Below are 15,021 nucleotides of genomic sequence, written 5' to 3'. Positions count from 1 at the left end.
AGTTAATGAAACATTTGTTTAAAGCATGTAGTTTACTATTAATAATCAGTTTATTTTTTTTCTCCGCATGCAAAGAAAAATCTAAGATAGCTTCCATGAATCTGGATGGTCCGGAGGTTCTTCACCAGAACCAGAAAAGATTGACCGACCTGATCATTTATGATGTGTTTTCGCCACCAGTAGCAGCCCGTATCTATTCCTATACTTCACTCGCTTCTTATGAAGCGGTGAGGTTTGCCAAACCAGGAAATCCATCCCTCACAGAAAAATTGAATGGATTTGAAAAAATGCCGGAACCCGAGACAGGGAAAGACTATGATTTCTTGCTGGCTGCTTCGAAAGCTTTTTTTTCAGTGGCCTATAAAGTGACCTTCTCAACCGATACCCTGAAGATCTATGAAAATGAGCTGCTGGATAATTTCAATGATAAATTAGACCAGGAAACTTTTGACCGATCTGTAGCCTTCGGGGAAGAAATTGCGAAGCGCATACTCGCGCGTGCTGCAAAAGATAATTATCCGCAGTCGAGGGGTAAGGCACGTTATATCGGCAGTCATGCCCCGGGAAAATGGCGACCCACACCACCGGATTATTCTGATGCCATAGAGCCTTGCTGGGGTGATATGAAAACATTTGTACTCGATTCCTCCTCCCAATATAAATTACCGCCACCACCAGCCTATAGCACAGATACATCCAGTGCATTCTTTAAGAGCGTTAATGAAGTATATACTATCAGTACTAACCTCACACAGCAATTAAAAGATATTGCCACTTACTGGGACGACAATCCAATTGTTGTAGAACATACCGGTCATATGATGTTTGCCAATAAAAAGATCACTCCCGGCGGGCATTGGATGGGAATCGCTTCCATTGCAGCAAAAAAAGCAAAAGCAGATGAAGTGTTCACCGCAAGGATACTGGCACTTACCGCAGTAGGATTAATGGAAGGTTTCATCTCCTGCTGGGAAGAGAAATTTCATTCCGAAGTTGTTCGTCCGGTTACAGTCATCAATGAAATTATTGATGAGAAATGGGTGCCCTTTCTGCAAACACCTCCCTTCCCCGAATACCCCAGCGGACATAGTGTAATATCGGCATCAGCAGCAACCATCCTCACCGGATTGTTGGGCGATAATTTTTCCTTTCATGATGACAGTGATAAAGAATATATAGGCATGGAAAAAGATTTTAACTCCTTCCTGGATGCTGCCACTGAAGCTTCTATTAGCAGGGTTTATGGAGGAATACATTATCGCTCAGGTGTTGAAGAAGGTACAAAACAGGGACTATGGGTGGGTAATTATATCTTGCAGAAAACCAACCAGTCTAAATGATCACACGGAAACTTGTAATTGTATCCACCCTTGTTTTTATTTTTGTCGCCTGGCTAAGCTTTTGTACCGGTAAAGATCAAAGAAAATATGTTGACGGGCAGGCGCGGGAAGGTCATGCACTTGCCAAAAAACACTGTGTTTCCTGCCACCTCGTTCCCGAAGCTGAATGGTTGAACAAAACCACCTGGGCCAATTATGTTTTACCCAAAATGGGGGAGCTTGTGGGCTTTCGCCACCTTGGTATGAATCATTATGTGGGCACCGGTAAAACAGATCTGATGACGCTGGAAGAATGGAATAAGATCACCCATTATTACCTTGCTCAATCACCCGCTGAACCTTTGCCCAGAGAAAATAAATCCCCTTCTATACATATCGGAATGGAGGGCTTCCATACAACTATCCCTGCTTTCAGTAATAGTCAGCCGGTTACCACCATGGTAAAGATCGATACCTTAAGCAAGAGTGTCTTCTTTGGTGATGGTCTCTCCCAACAACTTTATGTTTCAGATCCAACTTTTACTACAGTAGACTCCTTTCCTGTAGGGGTAGGTATATCAAACCTCGTAATAAAAGAGAAAAAACTGATGGTGCTCACCATGGGCGTACTGCAACCCTCTGACCTCAAAATCGGACAGTTACTTTCCATTGATAAAAATTCCGGAAAATCAACCATCCTCTTAGACAGCCTGCAACGGCCGGTTCATGCCAGCTACGCAGATCTTAATAATGATGGCAGGGAAGACATTGTTATCTGTGAATTTGGTAATATCACAGGCCAATTGAGTTGGTTTGAAAATCTGGATGAAGGCGGGTTCAGGAAACATATTCTCCGCCCACTTCCAGGCGCTATCAGAACAGAAATCCGCGACATTAATAATGATGGCCTCAAAGATATTATTGCGATGATGGCTCAAGGTGACGAAGGGATATTTTTATTTAAGAACCAGGGTGGAGGAAAGTTTCTGGAAGAACGTTTATTGCATTTTCCACCCACCTATGGGTCTAATTATTTCGAAATGGTGGATATGAACGGGGATGGTTATGCGGATATTCTCGCTACCAATGGTGATAATGGTGACTATCCCCCTATCCTCAAAGCCTATCATGGCATCAGGGTTTATCTCAACAATAAGCAGAATAAATTTGAAGAGGCACTATTTCTTCCCATGAACGGCGCCGGAAAAGCAATGGCGGTTGATTTCGATAAAGATGGAGACCTGGATATCGCATCCATATCTTTTTTCCCTGATCATGAATCCATTCCGGCAGAAGGATTCATCTTATGGATGAATAGCGGACAAAATGTTTTCAATCCCTTTTCATTCAGGGAAGTTTCAGAAGGCAACTGGATCTCAATGGATACAGGTGATTTTAATGGGGATGCTATGCCAGATATCGTGATCGGAAACGCTGATTTCGGAGCCGGTATCAGGCAGCAAAAAGCAATGAAGCATGATAAAGGAAATGCTTCTTCCCTTATCATGCTTCAAAACAAATATTGATAATTAGTTTATCAGTGTGGAACGTTGCGCATAAAAATTCACCGGCGCATAAATGAAGAGTAAACTGCCATCTTTTATAGTATTTATGATGGGCCTTGCAAGCTTAACAGGCACTGCCGGACAACCCTGGCTTCTGCCAAGAAATCCCTGGCTTCTTATCAACCGCTCGCTTACATAATCTGCACCATGCATTACAATGGCTCTTTTGTCAGCATTATCATTGATCCCTTTCTCCAGTCCCTCTAATCTTAAGGAATATCCATTGCTTCCGTAATAGGTTTCTTCAGTGAGATAAAAACCCGGACTGCTTTTATAGGAAGACATCGTGTTGGAATAATGAACAGCCTGCTCCTTGCCTGAATTGCGGCCATGTGCAACATAGGTGTTGAAAAGGAGTTGCTGCTTGTTGAAATCAATTATATAAAGTCTTTTCTGTGTGCTGGGCTGACTGAAATCTGCAATCGTCAACAATTGATCACGTTCCAGCTTACCAGCCATTTTCAGTTTTTCATAACCTTTTAGCGCAAGTTCAAAGGCTTCTATACCAAGACCAATTTCAGCAAGGCCCAGACTCTCATACATCATCATGGATGATGATATTTCTGCGGTAGCCGATTCGGTTATATTACTATCTGTTGCAGGTATGCTATTCTTATTGATCATATAACCCGGATTGCTTTCTCTTGCACCAGATGCACTTCTGATACCTGCGAAGCTTAAGATTGCTGTGGCAAACAAGGCGAAGAATATGCCTGAATAACGGTAGTTCATTGGATTCTTATTCAATAGCTGATTTATTTTATTCTGCTGTTAGACGATGAGGTATAGCAGATGGTTGCCATTAGAACAAAAATCGTGCATGGATTTTGTATATTTTTTGGAGCTTCCCATATCGGGGCGAAAATTACCTGATGCAGGTATATTTATACGGGATATACTGTATGAAATCAGCATTCACACAGCATATCCCGTAATTTCTGTTGAGATTTTTTTATTTATTTAACAGTACCATTAACTGTTCCGCCACTGCTTCTGAAGAAGCAGGGTTCTGCCCAGTTATCAGTAAACCATCCGTTACAATATGAGAAGCCCAGTCGGCCTTACTCGAATATAGTCCCCCCTTCTCTTTTAATGCATCTTCCAGCAGGAAGGGCACAACATCCGTAAGCTGCACTGCGGCTTCTTCTGAATTGGTAAAGCCTGTAACATGCTTTCCTTTTACAAGTGGCTCACCATTTTTCTCTTTTACATGCAAAAGCACAGCAGGCGCGTGACAAACCGCAGAAACGGGCTTGCCTGCACGCCAGAATGATTCGATCAGTTTGATACTATCCGCATCTGTGCTAAGATCCCATAATGGTCCATGACCACCCGGATAGAATACCGCATCAAAATCATCGGCCGAAACCTCTGTTATCTTTTTTGTATTTGCCAGCTTCTCCTGTAATGGTTTGTCTTCCTTGAAGCGGATGGTAGCAGGCGTCTGGCTTTCGGGCTCATCACTCTTAGGGTCAATAGGAGGTTGTCCACCCTTTGGCGAGGCAAGTTCTATCTCAACGCCCGCATCCTGCAACGTGTAATAAGGAGCCGCGAATTCTTCAATCCAGAAGCCGGTTTTTTTGCCGGTATTACCCAGTTCACTGTGGGAGGTCAATACAAATAATACTTTCATGATTAATCGTTTTAACTATGTTAAAATTTTCAACAAGATGGGCTGAAAATCTGCAATAAGGTTGAATTGCAATAATCGAACAACAAAGCTTGATGCTTTATGTTTGGATAATATTACCGGAATGAATACAATCATTTGAAATGATGAGTATCGTCATAATCCATTCAGGCAACTGGAATTAGTTTTATCAGATAGTAATACCAGCCATATGACCATCGAAATTCATAGTCCCTACCAGAAAGTGGACGAGAAATTCCTCCTGGAACTGGAGAAAGAGATAATGCATCTATCCAATCTTAATAAAAATATATCGCGGGCAGAGATCAACTTCCGTATTGACGATCCTGCATCTCTTGAAAATAAGATCTGCGAGATCCGGCTCACCATCTATTCTGATAATTTATTCTCAAGACGTGTGTCATCTTCTTTCGAAGAAGCGGCAAGGGAAGTTATTGGCGACCTGCATTCAAAAGTAGTAAACCAGGCATTGCTGAAAAATGAACTTCCCGATGAACTTACAACTTCCATTGAAATCTAAATTCATCTGAAGTGTTAGCAGAAGAAATTATAATCCCTGTTGGTGATCTTCATCTGATAGGTAATATTTTTATTCCTGATGATCCTAAAGGCATTGTCATATTCTCACACGGAAGCGGAAGCAGCAGGCGCAGTCCCCGGAATACAATGGTCGCTTCCTTTCTCAACAGTTTTCATTTTGGAACTTTATTATTTGATCTGCTCACTCCGGAAGAAGACATGGATCGCGATAACCGGTTCAATATTCCATTGCTCAGCAGCCGACTTGATGCTGTTACACAATGGCTCGCTCAACAGCCTTATGCAAGGGGATTGAATTTTGGTTTTTTTGGTGCAAGTACAGGCGCTGCTTCCGCATTATATGCAGCAGCTTCTAACCCGCTCATCAAAACGGTTGTGTGCAGGGGTGGAAGGCCCGACCTCGCAATAAATATTCTTGACAAAGTAAATGTACCGGTACTACTGATTGTGGGTGGTAATGATGAAGTGGTGATCGATCTGAATGAATTAGCACTCCAAAATTTGCACTGCCCCTGTAAACTGGAGATCGTTCATAAGGCTACCCATCTCTTTGAAGAAGAAGGTGCCATGGAAAAGGTTTCAGCATTGGCAGCAAGATGGTTCACGAAATATCTTTAGCATTTCACAGTACCAGTTGCCTATGCAAATGATCCAGCATCCTGGCCGGGTCGGGTGACAGTCCCGGATGCACTTTTGATGATTGCAATACCGTACTTCTTGTTGCCGTGAGCCAACGGAATCTTGATGGCAGATCAAGCCTCGCAATTGGACCGCCATCTTTTGCCCCCATGCAGATTTTTTCAAAGGCATTCAGGTGTTGTTTCAGTTCCTCCATATCCAATTGGCAATTCATCATGTTCAGCTTTGATTCATTCAGCGTGAAGAGGCATCCAAGAAATTTTTTGGAAGGGCAATAGAGGATCACACCCACGTTGATGAATTCTTCCCTCTCCACTTTTGGCACTACCCGAACAATGGCATATTCAAACAAATGATTCTCTTGCATGCTGTGCTTCTTTTACAAAAATTTCTGAGTTAGCTATCCTCCTGTTTAAAAATTCTGCATACACCCGGCGTATCTCCGCCGGGCTTTCACTATCTGACCAACCGAATAGCCATTCCTCCGGTAGCAATGATATGATCGATTCAATGAGAGGCGGATTTAATTTGGAACGGAATTCATTATTTACTTTTTCCAGTTCTGTTGCGTAAGATATCAGCACATGATCTTTTATATGCTGGAAGGGCCTCACCGATTGTTGTTCCCAGTTTTGCCAGGAGTGGTGAAAGTAAAGCGCAGCGCCATGATCTATCAACCATAGCTCTTTATTCCACATCAGCATATTGGTATTTCTTGCCGTTCGGTCAACATTGGTCAGCAGGCAATCAAGCCATACGATCCGCGATGCCAGCAATGGATCAACATTATTCACAGCCGGGTCAAATGATATGGCACCGGAAAGATAGTGGAGGCCGAGGTTTAGTCCCACGCTTGCTTTCAGCAGGTCTTGTATCTCTTCATCTGGCTCTGTGCGTCCGAATGCTTCATCGAGTGTTGCGAACACGATCTCCGGGACTTTAAATCCCAATGCCCTTGCAATTTCTCCACCGATCAGTTCGGCAATAAGTGCCTTCACGCCCTGGCCCGCCCCGCGGAACTTAAGCACATACAGAAAATCATCATCCGCTTCTGCAATGGCCGGCAGCGACCCGCCTTCGCGCAAAGGCATGACATAACGCGTTACGGCAACGGTTCTGAGATTCTCCTGATTCATGATCGGAAAATAGAGTTTAATTTCAATATAAAATCCGTTTATGCCAAAGAGAATACAGCCCGATGAACCTGACCAGTTACCGCGGCCTGAAAAGTTCCCGGAAGTTGCACCACCGGAGGAGCCTGAAGAAGAACCCATGATTCCGGAAGAGGAGCCTGATATGATACCTGAAGAGGAGCCTTATAATGAGCCTCCCGCTGAAGTGCCGGCACCGGACAAAGGACTATGATTTTTTCCTGGCCTTTTTTCCCCTGCGTGCTTATCTTTAATGATAAAGCACAAAGGAAAATTATGGCTGAAAATAAAAAGCAATCCTCCCGCCGGAAATTTCTTCAATCGATGAGCGGCTCCGCTTTATTGCTGGCTGCAAGTGGTTTTAGCTCTCTTGCCAATGAACCCATAGAAGAAAGGATTCTTCCTTTTAACCGACCTTTTTCTCCTAATGATACCATTCGTATTGGCGTGATCGGGATGGGTATCATGGGATTCAGAAACCTTGCCTCTGCACTCAAGGTTCCCGGCGTTGAACTGGTTGCTGTTTGTGATCTCTACACGGGTCGGCTTGCCCGCGCCAAAGAACTCTATGGCGATAAACTTATTGTCAGTTCCGATTACCGCGATATCATCAGCAGGAAAGATATTGATGCCGTTATTGTTGCCACCAGTGATAACTGGCATGCAAGAATAACAACTGATGCACTAAAGAGCGGTAAAGCTGTTTACTGCGAAAAACCCATGGTGCATCGTATCAGCGAGGGACTTCCCATGATAGCTGCGCAAAAGGCAAGCGGTAAAGTGTTACAGATCGGCAGCCAGGGGGTGAGTAGTATTGTTGCTGCCAAGGCCGCTGAATTATATAAGGCCGGTGCCATAGGAAAACTGAATATGGTGGAAGCCTCTTTTGACCGCCAGAGTGCACTCGGGGCCTGGCAATATACCATGCCTGATGATGCATCCCCTGAAACGGTTAGCTGGGATAAATATATCGCCGGCACTAAAAAGATCCCCTATGATGCGAAGAAGTTTTTCTGGTGGCGTAACTACCGCGATTTCGGAACTGGTGTGGCCGGCGATCTTTATGTTCACCTCTTATCAAAACTTCATGTGATCACCGGATCGCTTGGACCGGAAAAGATCTTTTCCTCCGGACAGCTAAGTCATTGGAAAGATGGTCGGGATGTGCCAGATGTTATGGCGGCCATCATGGATTATCCAAAAAGCGAAGCACATGATCCTTTCCAGATGAGTCTGCGTGTGAATTTCATTAGTGGAAGTGGTGATACAGGGTCAGTAAAAATGATAGGGGAGGAAGGGGCAATGGAGATCAGAGGTAATAGTCTTATCATCCGCCACAGCCTCATGCCAAAGGCTCCAGGTATTGGTGGATGGGATGCATTGGAAACCTATCCTAAAGCCATGCAGGAACGATTAAGACAGTCATATAATAATCGCTATAGCGCAGAAGACCAGAAAACACCCACCAAGCCCGATATAGAATATAAAGCTCCTCCCGGTTATAATGATCATGTGGAACATTTCACCAATTTCTTTGATGCCGTAAGAACAGGAAAAACGGTTGTTGAAGATGGCGTATTTGGCTTCAGGGCAGCGGCTCCCTGCCTTGCCTGTAACGATAGCTATTTTGAACAGAAGATCATACATTGGGATCCGGTTAACATGAAGATCAAAAACCCCTCTCAAAAAAAATAACTGACTATCTATGTCCTATACTCCCTCTCCATCGCGGTATGATTCCATGGAATACCGCCGTTGTGGAAACAGTGGCTTAAAGCTTCCCGCGCTCTCTCTTGGACTCTGGCATAACTTCGGAGATATTGACCCTATCGAAAATTGCAGGGCAATATTAAGAAGGGCATTTGACCTTGGCATCACCCATTTTGATCTCGCCAATAATTATGGTCAGCCCCCAGGCTCAGCAGAAGAGAATTTTGGCAGGATACTGAAAACGGATTTTCGTGACCACCGCGACGAACTCATCATTTCCTCCAAGGCCGGATGGCCTATGTGGCCCGGGCCCTATGGCGATCTTGGCTCAAAGAAGTACCTGGTTGCCAGCCTCGACCAAAGCCTGAAAAGAATGGGGCTCGATTATGTTGATATATTCTATCACCACCGTCCCGATCCCTCCACCCCAATGGAAGAAACCATGGGTGCGCTCGACCTCATCGTTCGCCAGGGCAAGGCCCTTTATGTGGGTATCTCCAGTTACAGCGCCGAGGAAACCCGCAAAGCAGCAAAGATCCTGAAGCAGCTTGGAACGCCCTGCCTCATCCACCAGCCCAAATACAATATGTTTGACCGGTGGATAGAAGATGGCCTCCTCGATGTGCTGGGAGAAGAACAGATTGGCTGTATTCCATTTTCACCCCTTGCACAGGGACTACTCACCAATAAATACCTCAAAGGCATACCTGAAACTTCAAGAGCGGCCCGCCACCTTGGCAATGGCGCCATGGAAGAAAACGCTATTACCGACGAGCTGATCCAAAAGGCGGCGAAACTAAATGAACTGGCGGGGAGGCGCGGACAAAGTCTGGCCCAGATGGCCCTCTCCTGGGTTGCGAAAGATCCAAGGATCACCTCCGTATTGATAGGTGCCAGCCGCCCCGAACAGATCGACGATTCAATACGCTGCCTTGAAAACTACCAGTTTTCAGCGGATGAGATCAGCCAGATCAATGATATACTTCGTTAAAGCTTGGCTTAGCCAGGCCGGTAAATCGCTAGTTGGAACCGATTTTGAGTATTTTTGGGAACATGAAGAGAAATGCAGTTTTTATTCCGGTCATCCTGGTGGCAATGGCATTGATTGCCTGGCTCTCCTACAAGCTGGGACAAAAAAACAATCCACCCCCGCTTGCCCAACCTGCGGCGCAGGATTCATATCCCTCTTTTGTTCAGGCATCAAGGAATGCAGTTCCGGGTGTGGTACATATCAAAACTGTTCTTGGTCCATCGGCAGCCCCACGTTTTTCAGTGGATGCAATACTCGGATCACCCTCTGCCGAAAAAGCCTGGGGCAATGGATCCGGATCAGGCGTTTGCGTATCTCCCGACGGTTATATTGCCACCAATGGACATGTGGTGGAAAATGCATTGCGCATATTGGTGGTGTTTCCTGACCGCCGCGAATTTGAAGCAAAACTTGTAGGAACAGATCCCGATACCGATCTGGCCCTGCTCAAGGTAGATGCCAGGGATCTTCCCTATGTGAAATCGGGCAATTCCGATGAAGTGGAAGTAGGTGAGTGGGTGCTGGCGATAGGATATCCTTTCTCACTGAATACAACCATTACCGCCGGTATCATCAGTGCCAAGGGAAGGAGCATTGGCGTGATAGAAAATACTTCAGTATCGCCTAATGATCACCTTGGCAGTACTGCCGTGGAATCATTTATCCAGACCGATGCGGCCATCAATACGGGTAATAGCGGCGGTGCCCTTGTAAACAGGGAAGGTGAATTAATAGGGATCAATACAGCCATTGCTACCCGCACCGGTAGTTATGCCGGATACGCCTTTGCAATACCTGTTAACCTGGCAAAAAAGATACTCGACGACCTCACAGAATTTGGCGTGGTAAAGCGTGGGGTGCTGGGCGTTGCATTTCCCGCGCCTGCCGACGAGAGCCAGTGGATGAAACAAATGGGCATTAAGCCCGGCTCGGTATCCGGGGTATTGATAACTGGTATCATGGAAGGCAGTGCCGCCGCAGGGGCGGGATTGGAAGAGGGTGATATCATCCAGCAGGTTAATGGCAATGACCTATTTTCTTCGGCAGAATTCTCTGAGCAGATAGCCCGGCACCGGCCCGGCGATACGATTGACCTGGCCTACCTGCGAAATGGTAATAAGCAAAAGATCAAAGTGATATTGCAGGGCGAGAGAAAAGCACCTGCTGGTGTTAATGATGAAAAGCTCAGGGAGATCTATAACAAACTCGGCGCTTCCTTCACACCCATATCAAGGGTACTAAAAGAACGGTTCGGACTCAATGCCGGCGTGGTTGTTACCCGGGTTGATAAGGATGCTTTTTTTGATAAACTCGGCATCCCGGCCGGTACCATCATTGCCCAGGTGAATGGCAGGGAAGTGAACAGCACGGCAGATATTGAAGAGGCAATGCTTGCCAATCCCAATACCCGCATGCGCATTCTCGGCATTGCTCCCGACGGATCATGGGTTGCATTCAGTTTCTCCTTCGGAACCTGATCCCCATAAAATATTTAACCGTTAGCAGCAGAGCTATTATCTTGTAGAGCTAACTATCTGCAAAGCATGAAGTATCTCAAGGTTCTCTATGTTCAGGTGATCATCGCCATAGTGATCGGTATATTGCTTGGACATTTCTATCCCTCCCTTGCAACAGCGCTCAAGCCCCTTGGTGATGGCTTTATCAAGCTGATAAAGATGATGATCGCCCCTGTGATATTCTGTACCATCGTTACCGGTATCTCGGGTATGCAGGATACCAAGAAAGTGGGAAGGGTGGGCGTGAAAGCTATCCTTTATTTTGAAGTGGTTACAACCCTGGCATTGATCATCGGACTCGTAGTGATCAATATTCTCCAACCAGGCAAGGGGATGAATATCGATGCCGCTTCGCTTGATAACACGCTTATCCAGGACTATGTAAAAGAAGGGAAGAGCCGGTCGGTGGTGGATTTCATTCTGCATATCATCCCCGACAATATTGTGAATGCGCTTTCTAACAGCGACCTCCTGCAGGTACTGTTCTTTTCTGTTTTGCTGGGCCTCGCTCTTTCAAAGATCGGCGACAGGGCAAGGCCATTGTTACAGGGAATACAATCGCTGGAGTATGGACTATTCGCATTGCTGAAGATCATCATGAAGCTGGCTCCGCTGGGAGCACTTGGCGCCATGAGCTTTACCATAGGAAAATATGGAGTTGGTTCACTGGCATCACTTGGGCAACTGATGATAGCATTCTATATCACTTGCATCATTTTTATCATTTTCATATTGGGGGGCATCCTCAAATATGCAGGCTTTAATCTTTTCCGCTTACTCGCTTTTATCAAAGAAGAATTACTGATAGTACTTGGTACCTCTTCATCTGAATCGGCATTACCCGGACTAATAAAAAAACTGGAGAACATCGGTTGTTCAGAACCGGTAGTGGGGCTCGTGGTTCCAACAGGTTATTCATTCAATCTCGACGGCACATCCATTTACCTGACCATGGCTGCCGTTTTTTTAGCGCAGGCAACCAATACGCCTATGGACATTGGTCAGCAGGTAACATTGCTGCTGGTATTGCTCCTCACTTCCAAAGGGGCAGCAGGCGTAACCGGCAGTGGCTTTATAACACTGGCGGCAACCCTGCCGGTGGTGGGCCATATTCCTGTTGCCTCCATTGCGTTGATCCTCGGCATTGACCGGTTCATGAGCGAGGGCCGGGCCATCACCAATATCATCGGCAATGCCGTAGCAACCATTGTAGTGGCAAAATGGGAGAATGAAATTGATATGACAGTTGCCAATAAGGAGATAGGTTAGCAACCGCGTTTTCCATCCAATCTTTACCCCGCCTTATAGCCGGGCCACGGTCGCCAAACTATATTCGAAGCATATTCGAAACATACTTCGAAAGCCAGTCCCAGTAAGGGCTACACCTAAAAAAATCTCCATTTTCCGGAATCCAGTATAAAAATTGGTAAATACTGAATAATCCTGAGTATATTTAAAATACATCTTTAATTCCTCTTACCCTCTTTAAGCATTCTTGTTTTATACCCTACTGGTAAACGGACTAAAATACCTTTTACGGTATTTCCATTTTATTGCTCTCTACGTAGCCGGGGAAATTCCTGATGGTTTGGCATTTTTTGACATTCGGGCATGGATGGCAATAACCTGATTTTATTCATGTAAATATTTCATGCTTAGTCACTTAAAAACAAAAAAAAATGAAACAATTAAAATTGCTGACAGTTTGCATCGCCTTATCGGGTTTGGTTATTGGATGTAATAACGAAACGGCTGCCGATAAAACGGAGGCGGTGGTAGAAGTAGAGCAACCTGCAAAGGTTGATCTTGCATCCGTTAAAACAGATATCCAGAATCTTGAAACAGCCTGGGCTGCGGCCGACAATGCCCGCGACACCAATGCAATTGCTGCTTTCTATGCTGATGATGCGGTCAGTTTGAGGAATAATAATTCCATGATCCAGGGCAAGGAAGCCATCCGGAAAGATATTGGGGAAGGTCTGGCCAAAAGAGCCAAGGGAGCTACTGTAAGTTATGATGTGGTGGAAGTATTTGGAGAAGGAAACTATATCACCGAAGTTGGAAAATCAACTACAAAGGATGCCTCGGGAAAAGTGATCAATACAGGAAAGTATATGGCCATCTGGGAAAAGCGCGATGGAAAATATGTATGCATCAGGGATATCTATAATGATGATGCAAAGCCGAAATGATAAAGTAGAATTGGCCAGCTCATCTTGGGTTGGCCAGTTTTTTCTTCAACTGTTTCATGCTGTTTCCTGAACACGATTGGCTACATCTTGGATGCTTTGATGAGTAGCATCGCCTTTTTCATATAATTTTCCAGCGGCTGCAGCGGCAGCGAAATTTATCGTTTGTGCAGGCTCGTTATCGTAAAGCATTCCATAGATCAAGCCAGCCATAAAGCAGTCGCCACTGCCCGCCTTTTCGATCACACCGGCAAGTGCAAATTCTTTTGAAATATACTGCGCCTGCTCGTGTTGCATGATGGCCCAGTAGGATGAATCCATCCTGAAAGTTAAAGCCGATGTTTTTGCCTGGGGGAATTGCTGCTGCAGAGCAACCATACTCTGTTCTGCAGTATTGATCAGTGCAAAACGGGTTGCGCCATCACTTCCCTTTAGTGGAGATTCAATACCCAGTAATGATTCTGCCGACCAGATATTTCCCATGATGAGATGAGCATGTTTAACTAATGCGGGCATGATTTCTACCGGCCGTTTTCCATACTGCCATAATTTGGAGCGGTAATTCAGGTCCACAGAAATGGTGAGTCGCTTTGCGCTGGCAACTTCAAGGGCTTCTTTGCAGAGGGCCGCAATATTATCATTAAGGGCCGGACTAATAGCTGAAAAATGAAACCATTGGCAATCATCCAGGATGCTGTCCCAATTGATCATTCCCGGTTTTAGATCAGCGAAGGAGGAACCAGCCCTGTCATATACCAGTGCGGCATTTTTCAGATCGGCACCCTGGGTTAGATAATAGGTTCCGATGCGGTTGCCTGAATAGTGGATAGCAGAACAATCGATGTTTTTGTTGGTGAGATCTTCCACAATTTCCCTGCTCAGGAAATTATCCGGCAGGGCGGTAAAATATTTCACGGGTATATTCCATTTGGCAAGTGCATTCGCCACATTGAGTTCAGCCCCACCAATATAAACCGGCATGGAGGCGTCATGGATCCATTTCCCTTTTGGTGAAGGGGATAACCGCATCAGCAATTCACCGAAACAAAACACTTTTTTCATTCCCCGGATTTTGTTTCATTTTCCATCACTTCGATTTCTGTTTTTACTTTCTTAACATCCTGCCGCAACCAGATGAAAATACTCATATAAATATTGGCGATCCATACAAGGGCAAAGCCGGCGATCAGGTAGCCTCTCCAGTCGGTGAATAATAATTTGTATTCAGTAATGATCAGAAATAGAATGGTAACATAATGACTGAAACAGTATTCGCAGGTAAAGAGGTAAAAGAATTTTCTTTCTAAAAGAGATTTACACGCATCACTTTTTCTTTTGCAATATTCCCTGGGTTCTTTAAACACTTCTTCATGCGTAACCGTCCAGGCCACACAGGCAATTGGAATAGCTAACAGAAACAACCAGGCAATCTGTGTACTAATGGGCATCCTCTGATCTTTTTATTTAAGATAGTTAACAATGCTATGCAATACTCGTGATTTTAAGCATTATTAAAAAGACGGACCCTTGCCAGAGTCCTTTGAGAGTGCCTTGGGAGTCCTTAAAAACCCTGTCGAAACCCTGGAAAAACCCTTTCGCGAGTAAGGTAAAACCCAGGTGGACTGTCACGAATGGAATTTTTTTGCGCCTGATGCTATCAGTTTTTGAATGAATAACGCGGGACAGTAAAAATGGTAAGAGAATCAGTAT

General features: G+C 45.0%; 16 protein-coding genes. 10 read left to right on the top strand and 6 right to left on the bottom strand.

Features of this window, described 5'->3' with window-relative positions; translation table 11 throughout:
- Positions 1-5: 5 nt before the first annotated feature.
- Positions 6-1,340 carry a vanadium-dependent haloperoxidase gene (locus HY58_RS09750; protein ID WP_039131272.1) on the top strand — a complete coding sequence of 445 codons (1,335 nt, stop codon included), beginning with the start codon at positions 6-8 and terminating at the stop codon, positions 1,338-1,340.
- The gene (locus HY58_RS09745) at positions 1,337-2,845 is read left to right on the top strand and encodes a VCBS repeat-containing protein (protein ID WP_052324001.1); all 1,509 of its coding nucleotides are present in this window, start codon (positions 1,337-1,339) and stop codon (positions 2,843-2,845) included. Before HY58_RS09750 ends, HY58_RS09745 begins: the two co-directional genes overlap by 4 nt.
- Before the next feature lie 3 nt (positions 2,846-2,848).
- On the opposite strand, the gene HY58_RS09740 is transcribed toward HY58_RS09745, so the two are convergent.
- Together HY58_RS09740 and HY58_RS09735 are read right to left on the bottom strand one after the other, a co-directional pair.
- The gene (locus tag HY58_RS09740; RefSeq protein ID WP_052324000.1) at positions 2,849-3,616 is read right to left on the bottom strand and encodes a murein L,D-transpeptidase catalytic domain family protein; all 768 of its coding nucleotides are present in this window, start codon (positions 3,614-3,616) and stop codon (positions 2,849-2,851) included.
- Between the two features lie 220 nt (positions 3,617-3,836).
- Entirely contained in the window at positions 3,837-4,517 is a 681-nt protein-coding gene (locus tag HY58_RS09735) for a type 1 glutamine amidotransferase domain-containing protein (protein WP_039131270.1), read from the bottom strand.
- A gap of 208 nt (positions 4,518-4,725) precedes the next feature.
- On the opposite strand from HY58_RS09735, the gene HY58_RS09730 reads away from it, so the two are divergent.
- Together HY58_RS09730 and HY58_RS09725 are read left to right on the top strand one after the other, a co-directional pair.
- Positions 4,726-5,055, top strand: coding sequence for a hypothetical protein (locus tag HY58_RS09730; RefSeq protein WP_039131267.1), 330 nt, complete (start codon positions 4,726-4,728; stop codon positions 5,053-5,055).
- 11 nt (positions 5,056-5,066) lie between these two features.
- Positions 5,067-5,693 (top strand): dienelactone hydrolase family protein, encoded by a 627-nt coding sequence (locus HY58_RS09725; protein WP_039131265.1) that lies wholly within the window; start codon positions 5,067-5,069, stop codon positions 5,691-5,693.
- Positions 5,694-5,697: 4 nt separating this feature from the next.
- On the opposite strand, the gene HY58_RS09720 is transcribed toward HY58_RS09725, so the two are convergent.
- Together HY58_RS09720 and HY58_RS09715 are read right to left on the bottom strand one after the other, a co-directional pair.
- Complete coding sequence (locus HY58_RS09720; protein ID WP_039131262.1) at positions 5,698-6,081, bottom strand: DUF3037 domain-containing protein; 384 nt, start codon at positions 6,079-6,081, stop codon at positions 5,698-5,700.
- The gene (locus HY58_RS09715) at positions 6,059-6,850 is read right to left on the bottom strand and encodes a HipA family kinase (protein WP_039131260.1); all 792 of its coding nucleotides are present in this window, start codon (positions 6,848-6,850) and stop codon (positions 6,059-6,061) included. The genes HY58_RS09720 and HY58_RS09715 overlap by 23 nt, the downstream gene beginning before the upstream one ends.
- Before the next feature lie 40 nt (positions 6,851-6,890).
- On the opposite strand from HY58_RS09715, the gene HY58_RS09710 reads away from it, so the two are divergent.
- The 6 genes from HY58_RS09710 to HY58_RS09685 all read left to right on the top strand — a co-directional run bounded on the left by HY58_RS09710 (position 6,891) and on the right by HY58_RS09685 (position 13,314).
- A complete protein-coding gene (locus HY58_RS09710; protein ID WP_039131257.1) occupies positions 6,891-7,079 on the top strand; it encodes a hypothetical protein in 189 nt (62 codons plus the stop codon).
- Positions 7,080-7,141: 62 nt separating this feature from the next.
- Entirely contained in the window at positions 7,142-8,560 is a 1,419-nt protein-coding gene (locus HY58_RS09705) for a Gfo/Idh/MocA family protein (RefSeq protein WP_039131963.1), read from the top strand.
- A 10-nt stretch (positions 8,561-8,570) separates the two neighbouring features.
- Entirely contained in the window at positions 8,571-9,566 is a 996-nt protein-coding gene (gene mgrA, locus HY58_RS09700; protein WP_039131255.1) for an L-glyceraldehyde 3-phosphate reductase, read from the top strand.
- A 62-nt stretch (positions 9,567-9,628) separates the two neighbouring features.
- Positions 9,629-11,083 carry a trypsin-like peptidase domain-containing protein gene (locus tag HY58_RS09695; protein ID WP_039131251.1) on the top strand — a complete coding sequence of 485 codons (1,455 nt, stop codon included), beginning with the start codon at positions 9,629-9,631 and terminating at the stop codon, positions 11,081-11,083.
- Between the two features lie 66 nt (positions 11,084-11,149).
- A complete protein-coding gene (locus tag HY58_RS09690; RefSeq protein ID WP_039131248.1) occupies positions 11,150-12,391 on the top strand; it encodes a dicarboxylate/amino acid:cation symporter in 1,242 nt (413 codons plus the stop codon).
- Between the two features lie 410 nt (positions 12,392-12,801).
- Positions 12,802-13,314: an SgcJ/EcaC family oxidoreductase gene (locus HY58_RS09685; protein ID WP_039131246.1), complete on the top strand. Its 513-nt coding sequence runs from the start codon at positions 12,802-12,804 to the stop codon at positions 13,312-13,314.
- 54 nt (positions 13,315-13,368) lie between these two features.
- On the opposite strand, the gene HY58_RS09680 is transcribed toward HY58_RS09685, so the two are convergent.
- Both HY58_RS09680 and HY58_RS09675 read right to left on the bottom strand, forming a co-directional pair.
- Positions 13,369-14,373: a sugar kinase gene (locus HY58_RS09680; protein WP_039131243.1), complete on the bottom strand. Its 1,005-nt coding sequence runs from the start codon at positions 14,371-14,373 to the stop codon at positions 13,369-13,371.
- Positions 14,370-14,759 (bottom strand): hypothetical protein, encoded by a 390-nt coding sequence (locus HY58_RS09675; protein ID WP_039131241.1) that lies wholly within the window; start codon positions 14,757-14,759, stop codon positions 14,370-14,372. Before HY58_RS09675 ends, HY58_RS09680 begins: the two co-directional genes overlap by 4 nt.
- Between the last annotated feature and the right edge of the window lie 262 nt (positions 14,760-15,021).

Source organism: Flavihumibacter sp. ZG627, from assembly GCF_000814325.1.
GTDB lineage: Bacteria > Bacteroidota > Bacteroidia > Chitinophagales > Chitinophagaceae > Flavihumibacter.
The sequence above is the reverse complement of the archived record's forward strand: the minus strand, read 5'-3'. Positions and strand labels throughout refer to the sequence as shown.

What these genes read in the sequence shown, in the direction of transcription:
- HY58_RS09735 (WP_039131270.1), bottom strand. Translation starts at nt 4,517, where the DNA reads ATGAAAGTATTATTTGTATTGACCTCCCACAGTGAACTGGGTAATACC.
- HY58_RS09690 (WP_039131248.1), top strand. Translation starts at nt 11,150, where the DNA reads ATGAAGTATCTCAAGGTTCTCTATGTTCAGGTGATCATCGCCATAGTG.
- HY58_RS09675 (WP_039131241.1), bottom strand. Translation starts at nt 14,759, where the DNA reads ATGCCCATTAGTACACAGATTGCCTGGTTGTTTCTGTTAGCTATTCCA.
- mgrA (WP_039131255.1), top strand. Translation starts at nt 8,571, where the DNA reads ATGTCCTATACTCCCTCTCCATCGCGGTATGATTCCATGGAATACCGC.
- HY58_RS09745 (WP_052324001.1), top strand. Translation starts at nt 1,337, where the DNA reads ATGATCACACGGAAACTTGTAATTGTATCCACCCTTGTTTTTATTTTT.
- HY58_RS09750 (WP_039131272.1), top strand. Translation starts at nt 6, where the DNA reads ATGAAACATTTGTTTAAAGCATGTAGTTTACTATTAATAATCAGTTTA.
- HY58_RS09695 (WP_039131251.1), top strand. Translation starts at nt 9,629, where the DNA reads ATGAAGAGAAATGCAGTTTTTATTCCGGTCATCCTGGTGGCAATGGCA.
- HY58_RS09720 (WP_039131262.1), bottom strand. Translation starts at nt 6,081, where the DNA reads ATGCAAGAGAATCATTTGTTTGAATATGCCATTGTTCGGGTAGTGCCA.
- HY58_RS09680 (WP_039131243.1), bottom strand. Translation starts at nt 14,373, where the DNA reads ATGAAAAAAGTGTTTTGTTTCGGTGAATTGCTGATGCGGTTATCCCCT.
- HY58_RS09740 (WP_052324000.1), bottom strand. Translation starts at nt 3,616, where the DNA reads ATGAACTACCGTTATTCAGGCATATTCTTCGCCTTGTTTGCCACAGCA.
- HY58_RS09730 (WP_039131267.1), top strand. Translation starts at nt 4,726, where the DNA reads ATGACCATCGAAATTCATAGTCCCTACCAGAAAGTGGACGAGAAATTC.
- HY58_RS09715 (WP_039131260.1), bottom strand. Translation starts at nt 6,850, where the DNA reads ATGAATCAGGAGAATCTCAGAACCGTTGCCGTAACGCGTTATGTCATG.
- HY58_RS09685 (WP_039131246.1), top strand. Translation starts at nt 12,802, where the DNA reads ATGAAACAATTAAAATTGCTGACAGTTTGCATCGCCTTATCGGGTTTG.
- HY58_RS09710 (WP_039131257.1), top strand. Translation starts at nt 6,891, where the DNA reads ATGCCAAAGAGAATACAGCCCGATGAACCTGACCAGTTACCGCGGCCT.
- HY58_RS09705 (WP_039131963.1), top strand. Translation starts at nt 7,142, where the DNA reads ATGGCTGAAAATAAAAAGCAATCCTCCCGCCGGAAATTTCTTCAATCG.